This is a genomic window from Mycobacterium sp. 4858 (assembly GCF_900240975.1).
In the GTDB taxonomy this organism is placed as follows: Bacteria; Actinomycetota; Actinomycetes; order Mycobacteriales; family Mycobacteriaceae; genus Mycobacterium.
This window is the reverse complement of the sequence record NZ_LT968776.1, coordinates 559306-582315: the sequence shown is the minus strand read 5'-3', so window position 1 is coordinate 582315 and position 23010 is coordinate 559306. Positions and strand designations below refer to the sequence as shown.

Here is a 23010-nt window from a genome sequence, read left to right as displayed (position 1 = left end):
TTTCGGCGATTTTTCCGCCGTGAGTGCACGTTCGGCGGCTAGGACTCTGCCAGCCGACCGGCGGTCGCCACCACCCGGCGGGCGAGGTGGTCGAGCGCGTTCTGGGTCGCCTCGTCGAATTCGTGGATGTTGTCGTGGGTGGACACCAGGCTCACGCCGTACGGGTTGCCATCGACGAACTTGACCGGATCGGTGTATCCCGGCGGCACGATGATGCCACCGAAATGCATCAGCGTGATGTAGAGCGACAGCAGCGTGGTCTCCTGGCCACCATGCAGGGTGTTGGACGACGTGAACGCCGCGTAGACCTTGTCCGCGAGCTTGCCTTCGGCCCACAGCCCGCCCAGCGAGTCGAGGAAGGCGCGCAACTGTGCGGCGGGAGAGCCGAAGCGAGTCGGTGAACCGAAGATCACCGCGTCGGCCCAGACGATGTCCTCGCCCGTGGCCGCCGGAAGGTCCTTGGTCGCTTCGTAATTCGCGGTCCACGCGGGGTTCTGGGCGAACGATTCCGGGTCACGGGTTTCGGCGACGTGCCGCAGGCGGACTTCCGCGCCCGCCGCCTCGGCCGCGGTCGCGACGCGTCGCGCCATCGCCGTGCCATGCCCGGTGGCCGAATAGTAGATGATCGCGAGTTTGGTCACGAGCGCATCGTAGGGCCGCGGCGGGCCCCGCCCCAAGCGCGCGTCGGCGCAGGTTAGGGCAGTGGCGAGCCCGCCGATGCCCGTCGCTGCCCGTCAAAGCCAGCCGATAGGCTGGCCGGGTGACTCTGCCTGTTGTATTGATCGCCGACAAACTCGCCCAATCGACCGTCGCCGCCCTGGGAGACCAGGTCGAGGTGCGCTGGGTAGACGGGCCGGACCGGGAGAAGCTGCTGGCCGCGGTGCCGGAAGCCGACGCGCTGCTGGTCCGCTCGGCCACCACCGTCGACGCCGAGGTGCTGGCGGCCGCCCCCAAGCTGAAGATCGTCGCGCGCGCCGGTGTCGGGCTGGACAACGTCGACGTGGACGCGGCAACCGAACGGGGCGTCCTGGTGGTCAACGCCCCCACCTCCAACATCCACAGCGCCGCCGAGCACGCGTTGGCGCTGCTCCTGGCCGCCGCCCGGCAGATCCCGGCTGCCGACGCCTCGCTGCGCGAGCACACCTGGAAGCGGTCGTCGTTCAACGGCACCGAGGTCTTCGGCAAGACGGTCGGCGTCGTGGGGCTGGGCCGCATCGGGCAGTTGGTTGCCCAGCGGCTGACGGCCTTCGGCACCCACCTCATCGCCTACGACCCCTATGTTTCGCCGGCCCGGGCCGCGCAGTTGGGCATCGAACTGCTGCCGCTCGACGACCTCCTCGCCCGCGCCGACTTCATCTCGGTGCACCTGCCGAAGACGCCCGAGACGGCGGGCCTGATCGGCAAGGAGGCGCTGGCCAAGACCAAACCGGGCGTCATCATCGTCAACGCCGCCCGTGGCGGGCTGATCGACGAGGCCGCGTTGGCCGAAGCGGTCAGCAGCGGACACGTCCGCGCGGCCGGTATCGACGTCTTCGCGAAGGAGCCGTGCACCGACAGCCCGCTGTTCGAGCTGCCGCAGGTGGTGGTCACACCGCATCTGGGCGCATCCACCTCCGAGGCGCAGGACCGGGCCGGCACCGACGTCGCGGAAAGCGTGAAACTCGCTCTGGCCGGCGAATTCGTTCCCGACGCGGTCAACGTCGGCGGTGGCGTGGTCAACGAAGAGGTGGCGCCCTGGCTGGACCTGGTGCGCAAGCTCGGCGTGCTGGCCGCCTCGCTGGCCGACGGGCCGCCGGTCTCGGTGTCGGTGCAGGTGCGCGGCGAGCTGGCCTCCGAAGACGTTGAGGTGCTGAAGCTTTCGGCCCTGCGGGGGCTGTTCTCGGCGGTGGTCGAGGGCCCGGTCACTTTCGTCAACGCGCCGGCGCTGGCCGAAGAACGCGGCGTCACCGCCGAGCTCACCACGGCCTCGGAGAGCCCGAACCACCGCAGCGTCGTCGACGTGCGCGCGGTCACCTCCGACGGCTCGGCCGTCAACGTGGCCGGCACGCTGTCCGGGCCGCAGTTGGTGGAAAAGATCGTGCAGATCAACGGCCGCAACTTCGATCTGCGCGCCCGGGGCACCAACCTGGTGATCAACTACGCCGATGCGCCCGGCGCGCTGGGCAAGATCGGCACCCTGCTCGGCTCGGCGGGCGTGAACATCCAGGCCGCTCAACTCTCCGAGGACGCCGAGGGTCCCGGGGCGACCATTCTGCTGCGGCTGGACCAGGACGTGCCGGGCGAGGTGCGCTCGGCGATCGGTGCCGCGGTGGGCGCCAACAAGCTTGAGGTGGTCGATCTGTCGTGAAACTCGCTGTTATCGGCGGCGACGGTATCGGGCCGGAAGTGACGGCCGAGGCACTCAAGGTCCTTGACGCGGTGCTGCCCGGCGTGGAGAAGACGGATTACGACTTGGGGGCGCGGCGTTTTCACGCCAGCGGTGAGCTGCTGCCGGAATCGGTGCTCGCCGAGCTGCGCCAGCACGACGCCATCCTGCTCGGCGCGATCGGCGATCCGTCGGTGCCCAGCGGCGTGCTGGAGCGGGGTCTGTTGCTGCGCCTGCGTTTTGAGCTGGATCATCACGTCAACCTGCGGCCGGGCCGGCTCTATCCCGGTGTGAGCAGCCCGTTGGCCGGAGACCCGCACATCGACTTCGTCGTGGTCCGCGAGGGCACCGAAGGCCCCTACACCGGTACCGGCGGCGCGATCCGCACCGGGACGCCGCACGAGGTGGCCACCGAGGTGAGCCTGAACACCGCCTTCGGTGTGCGCCGCGTCGTGGCCGACGCCTTCGAGCGCGCCCGGCGCCGTCGCAACCACCTCACGCTGGTGCACAAGACCAACGTGCTGACCTTCGCCGGGAAGCTGTGGTCGCGGATCGTGGCCGAGGTCGGGGCGGACTACCCGGACGTCGAGGTCGCCTACCAACACATCGACGCCGCCACCATCTTCATGGTCACCGACCCGGGACGCTTCGACGTGATCGTCACCGACAATCTGTTCGGTGACATCATCACCGACTTGGCGGCGGCGGTGTGCGGCGGAATTGGGTTGGCCGCCAGCGGCAATATCGATGCCACCCGGACCAACCCGTCGATGTTCGAGCCGGTGCACGGCAGCGCGCCCGACATCGCCGGTCGGGGTATAGCCGATCCGACCGCGGCCATCATGTCGGTGTCGTTGCTGCTCGCCCATCTCGGGGAGGACGACGCCGCTAGGCGGGTGGATCGGGCCGTTGAGGCCTATCTGGCAACACGTGGGAACGGGCGGCTCGCCACCAGCGAAGTCGGCGAACGGATTGCCGCCGGGCTGTAGTTTCCAGCCCGGGCGGGAGCAACCGCGCCGGCACCAGCGGCACCGCGACCGCCGGGAAGAGTCCGCACAATATCCATGCGTTCGGGTATTTCGCGGCGGTGATCAACGCCCCGAACAGCGGCGGGGCGGCGGCCGCGAACACCCGCTGGGTGGTGTTCTGAATGCCCAGGGCGCGCCCGCTCCAGAACGGCCCGGCGTATTCGGTGATGGCCGTGGCCTCCAAACCGTTGTCCAGCACGGCGATCACCGAGATCGCGACCATCAGGGGCGCCTGAAAACTCGAACTCAGAACGTCGGCCCAGGCCAGGAGGAAGAGGGTGACGGCGGCGGCCGCCGCGATGAGGCGGACCGGCCGCATTCGAGAGCCGATACGGTCGGACCAACGGCCCACCAGGACGCGGCCGAGCGCGCCCAGCAGCTGGGAAAGGGTGACGAGACTGCCTGCGGCCGCCACCGACCAGTGCAGGTTCTTGATCAGCCACACCAGCATGAAGGTGACGGTCACCGTCTGCGGAACCATCAACAGCCCGGCTACCGTGTGAATTCGCCACAGCGCCAACGACCCTCGGTAGGGGTTGGCGAGTTCGGAATCGCTGGCCTTCTCCCTGGGCTTGCGGGGCGGGTCGATGATGCCGACCGCGCTCGCCGCCGCTCCCAACGCGCACGCCAAGGCCGTGAACTTCAGCCCCGCAGCCGGCCCGTGCTCGCCCAGCTCGGGAATCACCAGCGCTCCCAGGGCTATTCCGAGGGGCTGCGCGGTTTGGCGGAATCCCATGGCCAAACCGCGTTGCTGCGGCGGGAACCACGCCGAGACCAACCGCCCGCCGGCGGTGTTGCAGCTGGCCGCCGCCATGCCCCCGAGAAACAAGTAGACGGCCATCAGCACCATCGAATGCGTCGACGCCGCGGCGTAGGCCGCCGCCGCGGTGAGCGCCAAACCCGCTGCCATGACCTCCCGCTCGCCCACGCGGTCCAGCACGTACCCCCACGGCACCAGCGTGACCACCATGCCCCAGCTCGGCATCGACGACAGCAGACCGGCTTCCCCGAGCGGGATTCCGCGCGCCGCTTGGAGCGAAGGGATCAAGAACGCGATGCCGTTGATGAAGAGGAAGGAACTCGCGGTGGCGACCAGCGACACGACCATGATGGACCAGCGGGCGCCCGCGCCCAGCTCACGCGTGGTGGCCGGCCCCGTATGCATCCTTCATGCTCGCATATTCGCCGGAAACCGCTGGTGATGTTCGCGGGGCCGCTGCCGATGCGATGACCCGACCGGCCATCAGTAGGCTCAACGAAATGCGCCTTGGTCGAATCGCCAGCCCGGACGGTGTCGCCTTCGTCAGCATCGAGGGCGACCTCGCCGATCCCGCCGCGATGGTCGCCCGCGAGATCGCCGAGCATCCCTTCGGCACGCCGAACTTCACCGGCCGGTCATGGCCGCTGCCCGATGTGCGGCTGCTGGCCCCGATACTGGCCAGCAAGGTGGTCTGCATCGGCAAGAATTACACCGATCACATCGCGGAAATGGCCGAACTCACCGGGCCGGCGGCGCCGGATCCGATCATCTTTCTCAAGCCCAACACGGCCATCATCGGCCCGAACGTGCCGATTCGCTTGCCCGCCAACGCATCACCGGTGCATTTCGAGGGGGAGCTGGCTGCCGTCATCGGGCGGCCCTGCAAGGATGTCTCCGCCGCTCAGGCCGCGGACAGCATTCTCGGTTACACCATCGGGAACGACGTGTCCGCGCGCGACCAACAGAAGTCCGATGGCCAATGGACCCGCGCCAAAGGGCACGACACCTTCTGCCCGGTGGGGCCGTGGATCGTCACCGACGTCGACCCGTCGGATCTCGAGATACGAACCGAGGTCAACGGCGAAGTGAAGCAACACAGCCGGACCTCGCTGATGATCCACGACGTCGGCGCGATCGTCGAATGGATCTCGGCCGTGATGACCCTGCTGCCCGGCGACCTCATCCTCACCGGGACGCCCGCAGGAGTCGGTCCGATCGAGCATGGCGACACCGTCTCCATCACCATCGAAGGGATCGGAACGCTCACCAATCCCGTGCTCCGTAAGGGAAAGCCGTGACAGCCGAAACGAAAGTCCGCGTCAGGTTCTGCCCGTCGCCCACGGGCACCCCGCATGTCGGCATGGTCCGCACCGCGCTGTTCAACTGGGCCTATGCCCGGCACACCGGGGGCACCTTCGTCTTTCGCATCGAGGACACCGACGCCGAACGCGACAGCGAGGAAAGCTATCTGGCCCTGCTCGACGCGCTGCGCTGGCTCGGCCTCGACTGGGACGAGGGCCCCGAGGTCGGCGGACCCTACGGCCCCTACCGGCAGTCGCAGCGCAAGGAGATCTACCGCGACGTGGTGGCCCAATTGCTCGAAGCCGGTGAGGCCTACTATGCGTTCTCCACGCCGGAAGAGGTTGAGGCGCGCCACATCGCGGCGGGCCGCAATCCCAAACTGGGGTACGACAACTTCGACCGGCACTTGACCGATGCCCAGCGCGCCGCGTTCCTGGCCGAGGGCCGCAAGCCGGTGGTGCGGCTGCGGATGCCCGACGAGGACCTCGCCTGGGACGACCTGGTGCGCGGGACCACCACCTTCGCCGCGGGCAGCGTGCCGGACTTCGCGCTGACCCGCGCCAACGGAGATCCGTTGTACACCTTGGTCAACCCGTGTGACGACGCGCTGATGAAGATCACCCACGTGCTGCGTGGCGAGGACCTGCTGCCCTCGACGCCGCGACAGATCGCGCTGTACCAGTCGCTGATCCGGGTCGGCGTCGCCGACCGCGTCCCGGAGTTCGCCCACCTGCCAACGGTATTGGGAGAGGGCACCAAGAAGCTCTCCAAGCGCGACCCGCAGTCGAATCTGTTCGCCCACCGCGACCGGGGCTTCATCCCCGAAGGGTTGCTCAATTACCTTGCGTTGCTGGGTTGGGCCATCGCCGACGACCGTGACCTGTTCAGCCTCGACGAGATGGTGGCCGCCTTCGACGTCGTCGACGTCAATTCCAACCCGGCGCGGTTCGACCAGAAGAAGGCCGACGCGCTCAACGCCGAGCACATCCGGATGCTCGAGCCGGCGGATTTCGCGGGTCGGCTGCGCGACTACTTCGACGCCCACGGCCATCGGCTCGGGTTGGATGACGCCGCCTTCGCCATCGCCGCCGACCTGGTGCAGTCCCGCATCGTCGTGCTCGCAGACGCGTGGGACCTGCTGAAGTTCCTCAACGACGACGAATACGCCATCGACCCCAAGGCCGCGGCCAAGGAGCTCGGCGCGGACGCGGCCGCGGTGCTCGACGCCGCGCTTGCCGCGCTGGAGGGCGCCACGGACTGGACCACGGCGCACATCGAGTCCGCCCTCAAGGCCGCGCTCATCGAAAATCTGGGCCTCAAACCACGCAAGGCGTTCGGTCCGATCAGGGTTGCCGCCACGGGAACGACGATCAGCCCGCCGCTGTTCGAATCACTGGAGCTGCTGGGCCGTGACCGCAGCCTGCTGCGGTTACGCGCCGCGCGGGAAGCAGTCGGCGGATAGGCGGGGGCCGCTTAAGGCCTCGCGGACCTCGCGTGCGGATTGTGTGCCGAGTCTTTGGTAGTCTGCACTGCGGCTCACAAAGCCGACAACGGCTGGCGGCGGCGGTCTTCCGAGCGGAGCGATATGGCTCGGAGTGGGCGTTGACCAGCGGTTTTAGGCAGCCGATGGGGTATGGTGTAATTGGCAACACAGCTGATTCTGGTTCAGCCATTCTAGGTTCGAGTCCTGGTACCCCAGCAAAACGTCACCACCTCAAGCGATTAGGTGGGCTTCTGAGTGTGAGCTATGCTGGCACTCCGGATCGTGTCTGGCCCCGTCGTCTAGCGGCCTAGGACGCCGCCCTCTCACGGCGGTAGCGTGGGTTCGAATCCCATCGGGGCTACAAACAACTATTGACCGGTCCCCAGCACGGCCGGGGCCGTGGAGCCACCCACCGGCATCGCCGGCAGCCCGAGTTTGCGATGGTCCCACGAGCGGGCGCGCCGCGCGACGATACGCACGCAGACGCGTTTGTTCATCATCTGCTCGACGAAGGGCTTCATCTCGTCGCTGTACGGGCCGGTGTAGCGCTCGAACACGCTGACGCCGACCCGGTGCGAGACGTCGGGATCATCGACGATCTCCGCGACGCCTTCGAATGACACTCCGCGCAACGTGTCGTAGGTGTCGCCGTCCTCGACCAGGAAGCTCACCCGCGGATCGCGTTTGAGGTTGACCGCCTTCTGCGACTTGACCTTGGTCTCGAGCCAGATCTCGCCGTCCACGACGGCGTACCACATCGCGGTCAGATGCGGCTGGCCGTCGGGGCCGATGGTGGCCAGCGTCCCGGTGCGGCTCTTGACGACGAAGTCGGCGATCTCGTCTTCCGACATGACGATGCTCGCGCGCTGATTGGTTCCCATGGCGGTCAGTCTGTCAGGCCGCCCGGCGACGTTGCGCGCTGGTCGCCGAGACGCTTCTCGCGCGCGACGTTTCAGAGCCGGCGGGTGAGCGCCTCGGCCGCGGAAATCAGGTCCGCGGCCCAGCGCGCCCCCGGACGCCGGCCGATCCGGTCGACGGGTCCCGACACCGAGATCGCGGCGACGACGGCTCCGCGGCCGTCGCGCACGGGAACCGACACGCTCGCCACCCCGGGCTCTCGCTCGGCCACGCTTTGCGCCCAGCCACGGCGGCGCACTTCGGCCAGCGTGCGCTCGGTGAACTTCGCCGACGGCAGCACCGCCTTTTGCGTCGCAACGTCGCTGTGGGCCAGCAGCACCTTGGCGCCCGAGCCCGCCGTCATCGGCAAGCGCGCCCCGACCGGGACCGTATCGCGAAGGCCCGCAGCGGGTTCCAGGGCCGCCACGCAGACCCGTGTGGTGCCCTCGCGGCGGTACAGCTGCACGCTCTCCCCGGTGGTCTCGCGGAGCAGGGGAAGCACCCCCGCGCTGGCGGCCAGCAGCGGGTCGTTGACATGGGCGGCGAGCTCGGTGACGGCCGGGCCGAGTCGCCAGCGCCCCTCGTCGTCACGCGCCAGCAGGCGATGGACTTCCAGCGCGGCGGCCAACCGGTACGCGGTGGCCCTGGGCAATCCGGTCCGCTCGCACAGTTCGGCCAACCCGCAGGGGGATTGGGCGATCGTGTGCAGGATGCCGACGGCTTTGTCGAGAACCCCGATGCCGCTATGCTGTCTCACAAGGAGATACTAGCGTCTCGCATTCTGAGATCACAGCCCATGGTCGATCCGCGAGCCGCGCTTGAGGGGAATCGAGGCGAATTTCAGATGGGATCCGGCAAGCCGCGCACCCTGGCCGAAAAGGTGTGGGACGACCACGTTGTGGATAAAGGGAGCGCTCCGGAACAAGGAGGGGCGCCCGACCTGATCTACATCGACCTGCATCTGGTGCACGAGGTCACCAGCCCACAGGCTTTCGACGGGCTACGCCTGGCCGGACGAGCGGTGCGGCGGCCCGATCTGACGCTGGCCACCGAGGATCACAACGTGCCCACCATCGACATCGACAAGCCGATCGCCGACCCGGTGTCGCGCACCCAGGTCGAGACGTTGCGCCGCAACTGCGCCGAATTCGGTGTTCGGCTCTACCCGATGGGCGACATCGAGCAGGGCATCGTGCATGTCGTCGGGCCGCAATTGGGCCTCACCCAACCGGGAATGACGATCGTCTGTGGTGATAGTCACACGTCGACGCACGGTGCGTTCGGCGCACTGGCGATGGGCATCGGCACCTCGGAGGTCGAGCATGTGCTGGCGACCCAGACGTTGCCGCTGCGGCCGTTCAAGACCATGGCGGTCAATCTCGACGGCGAACTGCCCGCCGGCGTGACGGCCAAGGACATCATTCTCGCCTTGATCGCCAAGATCGGCACCGGTGGTGGGCAGGGGCACGTCATCGAATACCGCGGCAGCGCCATCGAATCGCTGTCGATGGAAGGCCGGATGACGATCTGCAACATGAGCATCGAGGCCGGCGCCCGGGCTGGCATGGTGGCGCCGGACGCGACCACCTACGAATTCCTTCGCGACAAGCCGCACGCGCCGCAGGGTGCGCAATGGGACGCGGCGATGCGCTATTGGCAGCAGCTGCACACCGACCCCGGCGCCGCCTTCGACACCGAGGTCCACCTCGACGCGGCATCGCTGAGCCCGTTCGTGACCTGGGGCACCAACCCCGGGCAGGGCGTGCCGCTGGCCGGGGCCGTGCCTGACCCGGAGCTGATGACGGGCGACGCCGAGCGACAGGCCGCCGAGAAAGCGTTGGCTTACATGGACCTTCGTCCGGGCACTCCGATGCGTGACATCGCGGTCGACACCGTGTTCGTGGGCTCTTGTACCAACGGTCGTATTGAAGACCTGCGGGTGGTCGCCGACGTGCTGCGCGGCCGCAAGCTGGCTCCCGGGGTGCGGATGCTCGTGGTGCCCGGGTCCATGCGGGTACGCGCCCAGGCCGAAGCCGAAGGGCTGGGCGAGGTTTTCACCGCCGCGGGTGCCGAATGGCGACAGGCGGGCTGCTCGATGTGTCTGGGGATGAATCCGGACCAGCTGGCGCCGGGGGAGCGTTGCGCGGCGACCTCCAACCGCAACTTCGAAGGGCGCCAGGGCAAGGGCGGCCGGACGCATTTGGTGTCTCCGGCCGTTGCCGCCGCGACCGCAGTTCGCGGCACATTGTCCGCCCCGGCCGATTTGAACTGACGTAATCGAGAAGAACGGATGACCATGGAAGCATTTCACACCCACACCGGTATCGGTGTGCCGTTGCGGCGGTCCAATGTCGACACCGATCAGATCATTCCCGCGGTGTATTTGAAGCGCGTCACACGAACCGGTTTCGAGGACGGGCTGTTCGCCAGCTGGCGCTCGGATCCGTCATTCATCCTCAACCTCAGTCCCTTTGACCGGGGGTCGGTCCTGGTCGCCGGGCCCGATTTCGGCACCGGCTCGTCGCGCGAGCACGCCGTGTGGGCGCTGATGGACTACGGGTTCCGGGTGGTCATCTCGTCTCGATTCGGTGACATCTTCCGGGGCAACGCCGGCAAGGCCGGGCTCTTGGCGGCCGAAGTCTCCCAAGACGGCGTGGAACTGCTTTGGAAGCTCATCGAGCAGAGCCCGGGACTGGAAATCACTGCCAATCTTCAAGATCGAAATATCACCGCGGGAACGACGGTGTTGCCGTTCAAGATTGACGACCACACGGCCTGGCGACTCCTCGAAGGACTCGACGATATAGCCCTTACGCTGCGGAAACTCGACAAAATCGAGTCATACGAGGCCGCCTATCCGCAGTGGAAACCGCGCACTCTGCCCGCCTCCTGAACGGTCGAGAAGGGCGGAATTTCTTCTCGCTCACCTAACTAAACCGGCCCGATTTCCAAGTGCTCCCACCGGTCAAGGGCGGCAACCGGATTGCGAAACCGCCGATTGTCCGACCCTGAAATTGCGCGTGGCTCTTGGAAATTTGCTGGGTGAGGGTTTACCGTGTGCTCTAGTCGGTTCAAATCGAGGACCACTAGCGTCGGAGGGATTGGATGAATAAGGCAGAGCTCATTGATGTGCTCACACAGAAATTGAACACCGACCGTCGGCAGGCGACCGCCGCCGTCGAGAACGTCGTCGACACCATTGTGCGTGCGGTGCACAAGGGCGACAGTGTGACGATCACCGGGTTCGGTGTGTTCGAGCAACGGCGTCGCGCGGCCCGGGTGGCCCGCAACCCGCGTACCGGCGAGACGGTGAAGGTGAAGCCGACCTCCGTCCCGGCGTTCCGGCCCGGTGCTCAATTCAAAGCGGTTGTCTCTGGCGCACAGCGTCTCCCGTCGGAAGGACCTGCAGTGAAGCGTGGTGTAGTGGCAAGCGGCGCGGCCAAGAAGACCGCGGCGAAGAAGGCTCCCGCCAAGAAGGCCGCGGCGAAGAAGGCCGCTCCTGCCAAGAAGGCTCCGGTCAAGAAGGCGGCGACCAAGGCTCCGGTCAAGAAGGCCGCAACCAAGGCTCCGGCCAAGAAGGCCGCGACCAAGGCTCCGGTCAAGAAGGCGGCGACCAAGGCCCCGGCCAAGAAGGTCGTGGCGAAGAAGGCCGCCACCAAGGCTCCCGCCAAGAAGGCTGCGGCAAAGAGGCCGGCCAGCAAGGCTCCGGCCAAGAAGGCCACCGCGCGCCGCGGTCGCCGTTAAGTCAACAGTCACGCTCTAGACGCGAATACCCTTCGGGTGGCAGCGATGCGCCCGAAGGGTATTTGCGTGTTATGCCCGCACGTTGGCGGCCAGCGCCCCGCCGATGTGATCGGCTGCCACCAGTCGACCGCCCGACAGTGACAGCACCCAGGCGCTGCCCTTGTGGTTGCGCGACTTGTCGGGGCGCACCCCGTCCCGCGCGCACCACCAGGCGATCAGGTCCGGGATCACCTTGCCTTGTGTGCAAATGACCGGCGTCCCTTGCTGCTCGGCGATGGCCAGCATCCGGTTGCGGGCGCGTTTGGGACTCTTGGCGTAGGCCTCCTCGGTGAGGGCGGGCTCGTTGTGTACGGCGACGCCCAATTCCGCGGCGAGCGGTTCCACCGTCTGGTGGCAGCGCAGGCGGTCGGCCGCGTACACGTCGGTGGCGCCGAAGGCCAGCAGCTGCGGAACCAGCGCCTCGGCTTGCGCACGGCCCCGCTTGTCCAGCGGCCGCTGGGTGTCGTCGCCCTTGAAGCGCGATTTCCGGCCGGCGGTGCCGTGCCGGACCACGAGCACGGTATGCGTGTCAGCCGGATGTTTCATGAAGTGGCGCAACATTTTTCGATCATGCGAATAGGTGAGCATGTTCAGGGCGTCCGGCACCGGCACCCACACCAATTCGTCAACCTCGTTACCGGGGGTGAAGTCGCCGCCGGTGCTGCGCGCCGCCCAGTAGTAGACCTTCTTGACGCCCGCCTCGATCGGGTAGCTCACCATGTCCAGCCGCCTGCCCAGCACGCCGTGCTGGCCCGTCTCCTCGCACACTTCGCGGACCGCGGCGACGGGCGCCGTCTCGCCCGGGTCCACTTTGCCCTTGGGCAGTGACCAGTCGTCGTAGCGGGGACGGTGGATCACCGCGATCTCGAGGCCGGGGTTGGACGAGTCAGTCGGCCGCCACAAGACCGCTCCGGCGGCGTACACGATGCGGCTTCCCGAACGCCGAGCGGTGGACGAACTCTTGGTCGGCAACTCAACTCCTGCAGGTCAATTCGGTCGGGCCGAGCGCGTATCGCGGTGCGGCCGGAAAACAACCGTAATTCACCACGCAGAAGGTTACGGAGTGCGGTGCCGCTCCATCAACGACACTTGGTGGTCGCGTACGCTGTGGCCGTCCTGCGGCGACGCGATCCACTGCCCGTCGGGTCCCAGCTCCCAGCACCGGGTGGACGGATCCAGCGCGGACTCGAACAAATCGTCCAGGTACGAGGTCAGCCTCGGGTCCTTGACCTGAACGAGCGCCTCGACGCGCCGGTCGAGGTTGCGGTGCATCATGTCCGCGCTGCCGATCCAGAACTCGTTGATGCGATGGAAATGCATGATGCGGGAATGCTCCAGGAATCGGCCGAGGATGGAGCGGACGGCAATGTTCTCCGAGAACCCTTCGGCGCCGGGGCGCAGCGCGCAGATCCCGCGCACCACCACCTCCACCCGTACATCGGCCATCGACGCGCGATACAGCGCGTCGATCACCTGCTCGTCGACGAGCGCGTTCATCTTCATCCGGATGCGGCCGCCGCCGTGTTCGCGGTGGGCGGCGATCTCGCGCTCGACGCGCTCGATGATGCCGGTGCGGATGCTGTGCGGGGCGACCAGAAGGTTGCGGTAGGAGACCTTGCGCGAATAGCCCGTCAGCGAATTGAACAGATCCGTCAGATCCGCCCCGATCTCCGGGGAGGCCGTCAGCAGACCGACGTCCTCGTACAGTCGCGCCGTCTTGCCGTTGTAATTGCCGGTTCCGATGTGGCAGTAACGACGGATCGCCGAACCTTCGCGGCGAACCACCAGGCAGGTCTTGCAGTGCGTCTTGAGCCCGACGTATCCGTAGACGACGTGCACGCCCGCCTGCTCCAGCTCGCGCGCCCAGCGGATGTTGGCCTGCTCGTCGAAGCGGGCCTTGATCTCCACGAGCGCCACCACCTGCTTGCCGGCCTCGGCGGCGTTGATGAGCGCCCGAACGATCGGCGAGTCACCGGAGGTGCGGTACAGCGTCTGTTTGATCGCCAGCACGTTAGGGTCGGCGGCGGCCTGCTCGATGAATCGCTGGACGCTGGTGGAGAACGACTCGTACGGATGATGAAGCAGCACATCGCCTTCGCGCAGCGTTGCAAAAATGCTCCTGGGCGTCTCGCGGTCGACGAACGCGGGGCTGGTCGCCGGGACGAATGCAGGGTCTTTGAGCCCCGGCCGGTCGACGCTGTAGATCTGCCACAACGACGACAGATCGAGCAGGCCGGGCACCTCGATGACGTCGCCCGGGTTGACGTCGAGCTCGCGCAGCAGGAGTTCCAACATGCTCTCGGTCATGTCGTTGGCGATCTCGAGTCGCACCGGCGACCCGAACCGCCTGCGTGCCAACTCCCGTTCCAGTGCTTGCAGCAGGTCTTCGTCGCGGTCCTCTTCGACCTCGTAGTCCGCGTTGCGGGTGATGCGGAAGGCGTGATGCTGAACGATCTCCATCCCCGGGAACAACACCGGTAGGAAGGCCGCGATCAGCTCTTCCATTGGCAGGTAGCGGATTATGGGGTGCCCGTCGGCATCGTCGGCGGCATCGCGCACCGCCAGTTCGACGAACCGATCCACGTTGTTGGGTACCTTCACCCGCGCGAAGTGCTGGCCGCCGTCCTCGGGCTGGCGCACCATGACCGCGAGATTCAGGCTCAACCCGCTGACGAAGGGGAAGGGGTGAGCGGGATCGACGGCGAGCGGGGTGAGAACGGGAAAGACCTGTTCGTGGAAGTACGTCGACAGTTCGTCGCGCTCACCCTGATCCAAATCGGCCCACGTGACTATATGTATGCCTTCCTCGGCGAGCGCCGGGCGGACGGAATCGAGGAACACCCGCGCGTGCCGGGTCGCGATTCGCTGTGTCTGCTCGCCGATGAGGGCCAGTTGCTCACGCGGGGTCAGGCCGTCGGCGGAGCGCACCGACAATCCCATCTCGTCGCGGCGCTTGAGGCCGGCGACCCGCACCATGTAGAACTCGTCGAGGTTGGAGGCGAAGATCGCCAGGAACTTGGCTCGCTCCAACAGGGGCAGCGAGCTGTCGGCGGCGAGCGCCAGCACGCGGGCGTTGAAGTCAAGCCAGCTCAGTTCCCGGTTGAGGTAGCGGTCCTCGGGCAGGTCGGTGAGCGAGGCCGGCGTGGTGGCGGGCGGCGCAGTCACGGCCGAGTCGCCGTGATGCCACAAGTTCTCGTCGGGGCGCGCCTCAGCTTCGATTTCAGTCACCCTGCGATCATTGCTCATCACGCGCCGATGCTGCTAGCGCTCGACGGACATCCATTCGCCGTTGGGGCGACGTTCACCCCGCGGACAGGTGGGCCGTGGCGCGGTCGAGGTCACTGGTGCGCGAGTGCCCGGGCGGTCGCCGCCCCCACCCCGAGCCGGCGGGCGGCGGCGAGGTCGTCGGGGGTGTCGACGTCGCAGCGCAGGCCCGGCCACGCGCCGGTCAATTCGATCGCTCCCGAACGTCGGTGCCGCGCCGACGAATCGGCTCCGAATTGCGGATCGAGTGGGGCGCCGAACGCGAAGAGGGCGGCGGTCCCCGTCGCCAGCCGGTCGGCGACAAAGCTGCGCCGGTGATGGCGGGCGGCGGCGATCGCCTCGGCCAGCTCCTGTGTCTGCAGTGCCGGCAAATCCCCTTGCAGCACAACGACGTTCGGAAATGAAGCGGCCACGGTCCGCTCTGCGGTGGCGATGGCGTTGTTCAGCGGGTCACCGTGCCCCTGGGGCGTCGGGTCGGCCAGCACGTCCGCGCCCAGCTCGGTCGCCGCCGCGGCCGCGGCCTCGTCGGGCGTGATCACACTGATCGAACCGAGTGAGTCGACGCGTCGCGCGGCGGTCAGCGTGTCGATCAACATGGCCAACACCACGCTCTCCCGCGTGCGCGCCGAGAACACAGGGGCCAGCCTGGTCTTGGCCGCCGCCAACCGTTTGACGGCGATGATCAAGGCGATGTCTTTTCCCGTGCCGTCGGCTCGTGTGCCGCTCATGACATGCCATCCTGCCAGCGAGCCGCGCTGGCTCGCGTGACGGCTGGTCCGCCGCTGATCTAGGGTGTAGCGGCTGCAACACGCTGGAGACGACACACGGGGGTGGTGGATGGCCGGCACACCTGTTAGTTCGACGGGCGGCGTTGCGGTCATGGGTGCCGGGGCGTGGGGCACCGCACTGGCCAAGGTGCTCGTGGAGGCCGGCGGGCCGGGCGCAGCGGTCACCCTGTGGGCCCGTCGATCCGACGTCGCCGACCGGATCAACGCCACCCGGTCCAACCCCGACTATCTGCCCGGCACGGTGCTGCCGGCGGGCGTCCGCGCCACCACCGACGCGGCGGATGCGCTCGACGGCGCCTCGACGGTGCTGTTGGCGGTGCCCGCGCAGACGATGCGCGCCAATCTCGAAACGTGGGTGCCGGTGCTACCCCTGGGGGCCACCCTGGTCAGCCTGGCCAAGGGCATCGAGCTGGGCACCCTGATGCGGATGAGTCAGGTCATCGTGTCGGTGACGGGCGTCGACCCGGCTCAGGTCGCGGTGATTTCGGGGCCCAACCTGGCCAGCGAGATCGCCGAATGCCAACCCGCCGCCACCGTGGTCGCGTGCAGCGACTCCGGCCGCGCCGTCGCCCTGCAGCGCATGCTGAACACCGGGTACTTCCGCCCTTACACCAATAGTGATGTCGTCGGCACCGAGATCGGTGGGGCGTGCAAGAACGTCATCGCGCTCGCCTGCGGCATGGCGGCCGGTGTCGGGCTGGGGGAAAACACCGCGGCGGCGATCATCACCCGCGGTCTGGCGGAGATCATGCGGCTGGGCATCGCGCTCGGCGCCAAGGGTGCCACGCTGGCCGGGCTGGCCGGCGTGGGTGACCTGGTCGCGACGTGCACCTCGCCCTATTCGCGCAATCGGTCGTTCGGCCAACGCCTGGGTCGCGGGGGGACCATGGAGTCGGCGATGCAGGCCCGCGACGGGCACGTCGTCGAGGGCGTGACATCGTGCGAGTCGGTGCTGGCGCTCGCCTCCAGTTACGACGTGGAGATGCCCCTGACCGACGCCGTACACCGGGTCTGCCACAAGGGACTGTCGGTGGACGAGGCGATGGCCCTGCTGCTGGGGCGCAGGACCAAGCCTGAGTGACTCCGCGCGATCACCAAAACCCCAGCTGGCGGCCCGCCGTCCGACCCGAGCCGCGCGCAACCGGTAGCCTCTTTAAGTTGTGAGTGCCAGCGGAAGCCGCGTGCGCGTCGCCGTCGTCTTCGGCGGGCGCAGCAACGAGCACGCCATCTCGTGCGTGTCCGCGGGCAGCATCCTGCGCAACCTCGACCCCCAGCGGTTCGAGGTGGTCGCGATCGGCATCACCCCGGAAGGGTCCTGGGTGCTCACCGACGGCGACCCGGCCGCGCTGGCCATCAGCGACCGGCAGCTGCCGGAGGTGACCGCTCAGTCGGGCACCGAACTCGCCCTCCCGGCGGACCCGCGCCGCAGCGGCCAACTGGTCTCCCTGTCCTCCGGGGCCGGCGAGGTGCTGGCGTCCGTCGACGTGGTGTTCCCCGTGCTGCACGGTCCGTACGGGGAAGACGGCACGATCCAGGGCCTGCTGGAGTTGGCCGGGGTGCCCTACGTCGGGGCCGGCGTGCTGGCCAGCGCGACGGGCATGGACAAGGAGTTCACCAAGAAGCTGTTCGCCGCCGAGGGGTTGCCGGTCGGCGCGTATGCGGTGCTGCGCCCGTCGCGGTCGGCCCTGCGGCCCGAGGAGTGCGAGCGGCTGGGTCTGCCGGTGTTCGTCAAACCCGCCCGCGGTGGATCGTCGATCGGCGTCACCAGGGTGACCGACTGGGCGGACCTGCCCGCGGCCGTCGAGGTGGCCCGCCGGCACGACCCGAAAGTGATCGTTGAGGCGGCCATCACCGGCCGTGAGGTCGAGTGCGGCGTGCTCGAAATGCCCGATGGCACAGTCGAAGCCAGCACGCTGGGCGAGATCCGGGTGGCCGGGGTGCGGGGCCGCGAGGACTCGTTCTACGACTTCGCCACCAAATATCTGGATGACGCAGCGGAATTGGACGTCCCGGCCAAGGTGGATGACGACATCGCCGATGCCATCCGGCAATTAGCGATCCGGGCGTTCAAGGCCATCGACTGCCAGGGGCTGGCCCGGGTCGACTTCTTCCTCACCGACGAGGGCCCGGTGCTCAACGAGATCAACACGATGCCCGGGTTCACCACGATCTCGATGTACCCGCGGATGTGGGCCGCGAGTGGTGTCGACTATCCCACCCTGTTGGCGACGATGGTCGAAACGGCCTTGGCCCGCGGCACCGGCCTGCGCTAACCCGTGGCGATCGCGAGCGCGGCGCAGCCGGGCGCGGTCCCCCGCAAGCGGGAGGTGCCCCCAGGTCGCCACCATCAACCCGTGGCGATCGCGAGCGCGGCGCAGCCGGGCGCGGCGGGTCGCCACCATCAACCAGGTGGCCCCGGGTTGATCGGCACCGCCGCGATGGTGCGGTCGATCACCTCGGACAGCTGCTGGATGGGCGTGGGACCCGATCCCGACGGCAGTGTGAGCGCCACGTACACCGGCCGGTCCACGGTGTACCAGGTGGATCGGCCCGCGTCACCGGCGGACTGCTGTTCGGGGCGCACGGCGAACCACTGCACCCGGTCGACGATCTGAATCGGAGATCCCACCACGAACTCGCCGGGGCGGTCCAGCCCGCAACGCAGCACCACGGGCTCGCTGTCCCGTCCGGCTCGCCAGGCGGCCGCGCCCTGGGGTGCCGGTTGCGCGACGGGCGCGCGTTGGTAGTCGCCGAGCCGCTGCGGCAGCGCCCCGGCCAGCGCCCGGCACGCGGGGCTGTCGGCCCGCGGCGCCGGGGCGGCGGGTACGGCAACCGGTTGGGGCGGCGCCTCGCGGTTCGCCGCGATCACCAGGACCACGCCGATCGCCACGACGGCGAGGGCGACCGCGGCGATGATCACCGCGGGCGGCGGCCCCCCGTCGTCACGGGGGACGCTATCGGCGTCGGTCGTCACCGCCCGCGCACCTCCTATCTCTGGCACGACATCGCAGGCCTCTACACTGGCGCGGGCCGCTCGCGCGGGCAGTAATCAAACTTACCGCAGGTCGGCGACCGGACGGAGGCCCGCACAGGGCGAGGACGCGCCGAAGGAGGTGGCGTGGGCGAGGAGCCATCAAACCCCACCCTGCAGCAGCTGGGTGAGTTCACCGTCATCGATCGCCTGGTGCGCGGCCGCCGCCAGCCGGCCGCGGTGGTGGTCGGACCGGGTGACGACGCGGCCGTGGTGCACGCCGTGGATCGGCGCGTCGCGGTGTCGACCGACATGCTGGTGCAGGACCGGCACTTTCGGCTGGACTGGTCGACCCCGCACGACGTCGGCCGCAAGGCCATCGCCCAGAACGCCGCCGACATCGAGGCGATGGGCGCGCGGCCCACGGCCTTCGTGGTGGCTTTTGGCGCGCCGGGTGACACGTCGGCGGCCGACGTCGACGCGCTGGTCGGCGGAATGTGGGACGAGGCCCAGCGCATCGGCGCGGGCATCGCCGGCGGCGACCTGGTCAGCTGCCCGCAGTGGGTGATCTCGGTGACGGTGCTCGGCGACCTGGACGGCCGCGCCCCGGTGCTGCGGTCCGGGGCGAGGGCGGGCTCGGTGATCGCGGTCGCCGGCGAGCTGGGCCGCTCGGCCGCCGGCCTTTCATTGTTGGGCAAGGGGATCGAAGGCTTCGACACCCTGCGCCGCCGGCATCTGGTCCCGCAGCCGCCCTACGGCCAGGGCGTCGCGGCGGCGGCCGGGGGAGCGCAGGCGATGATCGACGTGTCCGACGGCCTGGTCGCCGACCTGCGGCACGTCGCCGAGGCGTCGGGTGTGGCGATGGATCTGTCGACGGCGGCGCTGGGCGCGGACCACGACGCACTGACGGCCGCCGCCGCCGCCGTGCGCGCCGATCCGTGGGCGTGGGTGCTGGGCGGCGGAGAGGATCATGCCCTGGTGGCGTGCTTCGCAGGGCCCGCGCCCGCCGGATGGCGAATCATCGGACGGGTTCTCGAGGGGAAGGCCGGAGTGCTTGTCGACGGGCAGGAGTGGACCGGCTACGCGGGCTGGCAGTCATATGACGACATATGACGACATATGACGACTAAGGTGATCGATGCCATGGGAGGAGCCCGATGACGGCGAGGCCGTTGACCGAACTCGTCGAACCGGGCTGGGCTGCCGCGCTGCAGCCGGTGGCCGAGCGGATCGCCGAGATGGGCCAGTTCCTGCGGGCCGAGATCGCGGCCGGGCGCAGGTACCTGCCGGCCGGCCCGAACGTGTTGCGCGCCTTCACCTTTCCATTCGACAACGTTCGGGTGCTGATCGTCGGCCAAGACCCGTACCCGACACCGGGACACGCGGTGGGACTGAGCTTTTCGGTGGCCCCCGACGTGCGTCCACTGCCGCGCAGCCTGGCCAACATCTTCGACGAATACGCCGCCGACCTCGGTCATCCGCTGCCCTCGTGCGGCGACCTGACGCCGTGGGCCGGTCGCGGGGTGATGCTGCTGAACAGGGTGCTCACCGTGCGCCCCAGTAATCCGGCGTCACACCGGGGCAAGGGCTGGGAGGTAGTGACCGAGTGCGCGATCCGCGCGCTGGCCGCGCGTTCGCAGCCGATGGTGGCGATCCTGTGGGGACGCGACGCGTCGACACTCAAACCGATTCTGGCCGAAGGCAATTGCGTGGCGATCGAGTCGCCGCACCCGTCGCCGCTGTCGGCTTCTCGGGGGTTCTTCGGGTCGCGTCCGTTCAGCCGCGCCAACGAACTCTTGACGGGCATGGGCGCCGACCCGATCGATTGGCGGCTGCCATGACCGAGATGACGGCGTTGCGGGCGCACCACAGGGGCGGCCCGGAGCAGCTGGTCGTCGAGCGGGCGCCCGTGCCGGCCCCGGCCGCGGGCGAGGTCCTGGTGGCCGTGTATGCGGCCGCCATCACGTTCGACGAGTTGACGTGGGAGGAGACTTGGACCCGGGACGGTGTCAGCCGGACGCCGGTGATCCCCTCGCACGAGTTATCGGGTGTCGTCGCCGAAACAGGGGCGGGCGTGGCGGATTTCACGGCCGGCGACGAGGTGTACGGGCTGATCCCGTTCGACCGCGACGGCGCCGCGGCCGAATTCGTCAGCGTCCCCGCGGCGGACCTGGCCGCCAAGCCGTCATCGGCCTCGCACCCCGTTGCGGCCGCGCTGCCACTGGCCGGCCTGACCGCGTGGCAAGCCCTGGTCGACCACGCCGGCGTGCAACCGGGCGAGTCGGTGTTGGTGCACGGCGGCGCGGGCGGCGTGGGCGGTTTGACGGTTCAGCTGGCCGCCATGCTGGGGGCGCTCGTCACCGCGACCGTGCGCAGCGATGCCGGCGACCTGGTCCGCGGATACGGGGCCGCCCGGGTCATCGATGTCCGCACCGAGGCGTTCGACGACGCGGTCTACGACGTCGTGATCGACACCGTCGGCGGGGCGACGCTGGACCGGTCGTTCCCGGTGGTCCGGCGCGGTGGGCGGCTGGTCACCCTGTCGGCCCCGCCGCCGGCGGGCCGGGCCGACGAATACGGCATCACGGCAACGTTTTTCATCGTCACGCCGAACCGGGGGCAGTTGATGGAGCTCGCTGCGCTGGTTGACGGCGGTCGGTTGCGGGTCGACATCGCCGAGATCTTCCCGCTGGAGAAGGGCCGCGAGGCATTCGAAAGCGGTGGGCGCCCCGGCCATCGCCCCGGCAAGACGGTCATCGTCGTCCGCGACTAGGCCGGTTCCTGTCTCCAGAGTCGCGGCCGCTCTGTAATCCCTTGTGTCACGTAATCCCTTGTGCCACTTTCGTTTCACTGGTCACAACGCGGACGTTTTTGTCGGTGGGGGTTTCTAGGGTTTGGGGTATGGGTGCGAGCAGTCGTGACGAGATCGTCGAGGTTATCGACGCGCTCGACGACGACGCGGACCGCCTGTGCGGCTTGTCTTTTGATGTCCTCACCACCCCGGAGCGGCTGCGCGCCTTGGAGCGGGTCGAACGCGTGGCCCGCATGCTGCGCGCCCCGCAACATGCGTTGATCAACCAGCTCGACGCCCAGGCCGGCCCCGAAGAGTTGGGCGGTTCGCTGCGCATTGGGCTGGCCGACCGGTTGCGGATCACCAAGGCCGAGGCCGCCCGCCGCATCGAGGAAGCCGCCGACCTGGGCGAGCGCCGGGCGCTGACCGGTGAGCCGCTGGCACCGCAGTTGAGTGCGACCGCGGCCGGTCAACGCGCGGGTCTGATCGGTGATGGGCACGTCAAGGTGATCCGCGGCTTCCTGGCTCATCTGCCGGTTGAGGTCGACGCGTTCACCCGCCAAGCCGCCGAAGCCGACCTGGCCGGCAAGGCCGCCGGGTATCGCCCCGACGAATTGGCCACCTACGCAAAGCGGCTCATGGATTGGCTGCACCCCGACGGGGACTTCAGCGACGCCGAGCGGGCCCGCAAGCGTGGAATCGTCCTTGGCCAGCAGGAATTCGACGGCATGTCGCGCCTGAGTGGCTTGGTGACCCCCGAACTACGGGCCGCGATCGAGGCCATGATGGCCAAGCTGGCCGCGCCCGGGGTGTGCAACCCCGACGACGAAACGCCGGTGGTCGATGAGACACCGGATGAGGACGCGGTGCGCCGTGACACCCGCAGCACCGCCCAGCGCAATCACGACGCCTTCCTGGCCGGACTGCGCGGCCTGCTCGCCTCCGAAAAACTGGGTTCACACAACGGCCTGCCGGTCTCGATCGTGGTCACCACCACGTTGCAGGACTTGGAGGCCGCGGCCGGTAAGGCGTTGACCGCCGGCGGCACGCTGGTGCCGATGTCGGACGTGATCCGCTGGGCGGGCCACGCTCACCATTACTTGGCGATCTTCGACAGGGGCAGGTCGCTGGCGCTGCATCACACCAAACGGTTCGCCTCGCCCGCCCAGCGAATCATGTTGTACGCCAAGGACCGCGGCTGCACGAAACCCGGCTGCGACGCCCCGGCCTACCACAGCCAGGTCCACCACGTCCGCGGATGGCAAGCCACCCGCCGCACCGACATCGACGACCTCACCCTGGCGTGCGGCCCCGACAACCGACTCGCCGAACAGGGCTGGACCACCCGCACCAACGCCCGCGGCGAAACCGAATGGCTGCCGCCACCGCACCTGGACCGCGGACAACCCCGCACCAACAGCTACCACCACCCCGAACGATTCCTCCGCGACACCGACGACGACGAACCCGTTTGACGTAACGACCCATTTCGCCCGGCCTACGCCGCGCTCGCGATCGCCGCTGGGGCAGATGGGGGCGACCCGCCTCGCCCGGCTTCGCCGCGCTCGCGATCGCCGC

At 68.5% G+C, this 23010-nt stretch carries 21 protein-coding genes and 2 tRNA genes; 15 read left to right on the top strand and 8 right to left on the bottom strand.

Annotation, left to right across the window (positions count from 1 at the left end; genetic code table 11):
• Positions 1-38: 38 nt before the first annotated feature.
• Positions 39-641 (bottom strand): NAD(P)H:quinone oxidoreductase, encoded by a 603-nt coding sequence (gene wrbA, locus C1737_RS11120; RefSeq protein ID WP_068094200.1) that lies wholly within the window; start codon positions 639-641, stop codon positions 39-41.
• A 119-nt stretch (positions 642-760) separates the two neighbouring features.
• Between wrbA and serA the strand changes: the two genes are divergently transcribed.
• Together serA and C1737_RS11110 are read left to right on the top strand one after the other, a co-directional pair.
• Positions 761-2347, top strand: coding sequence for a phosphoglycerate dehydrogenase (gene serA, locus C1737_RS11115; protein WP_102418216.1), 1587 nt, complete (start codon positions 761-763; stop codon positions 2345-2347).
• Complete coding sequence (locus C1737_RS11110; protein WP_102418214.1) at positions 2344-3354, top strand: 3-isopropylmalate dehydrogenase; 1011 nt, start codon at positions 2344-2346, stop codon at positions 3352-3354. Before serA ends, C1737_RS11110 begins: the two co-directional genes overlap by 4 nt.
• On the opposite strand, the gene C1737_RS11105 is transcribed toward C1737_RS11110, so the two are convergent.
• Positions 3254-4558: an MFS transporter gene (locus C1737_RS11105; protein ID WP_067918890.1), complete on the bottom strand. Its 1305-nt coding sequence runs from the start codon at positions 4556-4558 to the stop codon at positions 3254-3256. The two genes, C1737_RS11110 and C1737_RS11105, sit on opposite strands and share 101 nt — an antisense overlap.
• Before the next feature lie 95 nt (positions 4559-4653).
• Here C1737_RS11105 and C1737_RS11100 point away from each other — a divergent pair, with 95 nt between their 5' ends.
• The 4 genes from C1737_RS11100 to C1737_RS11085 all read left to right on the top strand — a co-directional run bounded on the left by C1737_RS11100 (position 4654) and on the right by C1737_RS11085 (position 7299).
• Positions 4654-5451, top strand: a complete 798-nt coding sequence (locus C1737_RS11100) for a fumarylacetoacetate hydrolase family protein (protein ID WP_068094210.1) — start codon at positions 4654-4656, stop codon at positions 5449-5451.
• Positions 5448-6917 carry a glutamate--tRNA ligase gene (gltX, locus tag C1737_RS11095; protein WP_102418212.1) on the top strand — a complete coding sequence of 490 codons (1470 nt, stop codon included), beginning with the start codon at positions 5448-5450 and terminating at the stop codon, positions 6915-6917. Before C1737_RS11100 ends, gltX begins: the two co-directional genes overlap by 4 nt.
• Positions 6918-7082: 165 nt before the next feature.
• Positions 7083-7154: transfer RNA gene (locus C1737_RS11090), tRNA-Gln, on the top strand.
• A gap of 72 nt (positions 7155-7226) precedes the next feature.
• A tRNA-Glu gene (locus tag C1737_RS11085) sits at positions 7227-7299 on the top strand.
• Between the two features lie 7 nt (positions 7300-7306).
• On the opposite strand, the gene C1737_RS11080 is transcribed toward C1737_RS11085, so the two are convergent.
• A complete protein-coding gene (locus C1737_RS11080) occupies positions 7307-7819 on the bottom strand; it encodes a pyridoxamine 5'-phosphate oxidase family protein (protein WP_102418210.1) in 513 nt (170 codons plus the stop codon).
• A gap of 71 nt (positions 7820-7890) precedes the next feature.
• Positions 7891-8592: an IclR family transcriptional regulator gene (locus C1737_RS11075; protein ID WP_067918887.1), complete on the bottom strand. Its 702-nt coding sequence runs from the start codon at positions 8590-8592 to the stop codon at positions 7891-7893.
• 87 nt (positions 8593-8679) lie between these two features.
• On the opposite strand from C1737_RS11075, the gene leuC reads away from it, so the two are divergent.
• The 3 genes from leuC (at position 8680) to C1737_RS11060 (ending at position 11579) form a co-directional block, all read left to right on the top strand.
• Entirely contained in the window at positions 8680-10107 is a 1428-nt protein-coding gene (gene leuC, locus C1737_RS11070; RefSeq protein WP_102418208.1) for a 3-isopropylmalate dehydratase large subunit, read from the top strand.
• A 24-nt stretch (positions 10108-10131) separates the two neighbouring features.
• Complete coding sequence (gene leuD / locus C1737_RS11065) at positions 10132-10728, top strand: 3-isopropylmalate dehydratase small subunit (RefSeq protein WP_068059593.1); 597 nt, start codon at positions 10132-10134, stop codon at positions 10726-10728.
• Positions 10729-10940: 212 nt separating this feature from the next.
• Positions 10941-11579, top strand: a complete 639-nt coding sequence (locus C1737_RS11060) for an HU family DNA-binding protein (RefSeq protein ID WP_067918885.1) — start codon at positions 10941-10943, stop codon at positions 11577-11579.
• Between the two features lie 69 nt (positions 11580-11648).
• Here the strand turns inward: C1737_RS11060 and C1737_RS11055 are convergent, their stop codons facing one another.
• From C1737_RS11055 to cofC, 3 genes are all read right to left on the bottom strand, one after another.
• Positions 11649-12590, bottom strand: a complete 942-nt coding sequence (locus C1737_RS11055; protein ID WP_067918884.1) for an NUDIX hydrolase — start codon at positions 12588-12590, stop codon at positions 11649-11651.
• An 84-nt stretch (positions 12591-12674) separates the two neighbouring features.
• Positions 12675-14867 (bottom strand): RNA degradosome polyphosphate kinase, encoded by a 2193-nt coding sequence (locus C1737_RS11050; protein WP_102418206.1) that lies wholly within the window; start codon positions 14865-14867, stop codon positions 12675-12677.
• An 89-nt stretch (positions 14868-14956) separates the two neighbouring features.
• Positions 14957-15610 (bottom strand): 2-phospho-L-lactate guanylyltransferase, encoded by a 654-nt coding sequence (cofC, locus tag C1737_RS11045; protein WP_067918882.1) that lies wholly within the window; start codon positions 15608-15610, stop codon positions 14957-14959.
• A gap of 109 nt (positions 15611-15719) precedes the next feature.
• On the opposite strand from cofC, the gene C1737_RS11040 reads away from it, so the two are divergent.
• Together C1737_RS11040 and C1737_RS11035 are read left to right on the top strand one after the other, a co-directional pair.
• Positions 15720-16751, top strand: a complete 1032-nt coding sequence (locus C1737_RS11040) for an NAD(P)H-dependent glycerol-3-phosphate dehydrogenase (RefSeq protein ID WP_067918881.1) — start codon at positions 15720-15722, stop codon at positions 16749-16751.
• Positions 16752-16830: 79 nt separating this feature from the next.
• Entirely contained in the window at positions 16831-17943 is a 1113-nt protein-coding gene (locus C1737_RS11035; RefSeq protein ID WP_068092981.1) for a D-alanine--D-alanine ligase family protein, read from the top strand.
• A 128-nt stretch (positions 17944-18071) separates the two neighbouring features.
• Here C1737_RS11035 and C1737_RS11025 read toward each other — a convergent pair whose 3' ends face one another.
• Positions 18072-18644 (bottom strand): DUF3515 domain-containing protein, encoded by a 573-nt coding sequence (locus C1737_RS11025; RefSeq protein WP_102418204.1) that lies wholly within the window; start codon positions 18642-18644, stop codon positions 18072-18074.
• A gap of 144 nt (positions 18645-18788) precedes the next feature.
• Here C1737_RS11025 and C1737_RS11020 point away from each other — a divergent pair, with 144 nt between their 5' ends.
• From C1737_RS11020 to C1737_RS11005, 4 genes are all read left to right on the top strand, one after another.
• Positions 18789-19754 carry a thiamine-phosphate kinase gene (locus C1737_RS11020; RefSeq protein WP_102418203.1) on the top strand — a complete coding sequence of 322 codons (966 nt, stop codon included), beginning with the start codon at positions 18789-18791 and terminating at the stop codon, positions 19752-19754.
• A gap of 44 nt (positions 19755-19798) precedes the next feature.
• Positions 19799-20482: a uracil-DNA glycosylase gene (locus tag C1737_RS11015; RefSeq protein ID WP_067918877.1), complete on the top strand. Its 684-nt coding sequence runs from the start codon at positions 19799-19801 to the stop codon at positions 20480-20482.
• 5 nt (positions 20483-20487) lie between these two features.
• Positions 20488-21414 (top strand): NADP-dependent oxidoreductase, encoded by a 927-nt coding sequence (locus C1737_RS11010; protein WP_102419893.1) that lies wholly within the window; start codon positions 20488-20490, stop codon positions 21412-21414.
• Positions 21415-21542: 128 nt separating this feature from the next.
• Positions 21543-22907: an HNH endonuclease signature motif containing protein gene (locus C1737_RS11005; RefSeq protein WP_102418201.1), complete on the top strand. Its 1365-nt coding sequence runs from the start codon at positions 21543-21545 to the stop codon at positions 22905-22907.
• The last annotated feature ends 103 nt before the right edge of the window (positions 22908-23010 follow it).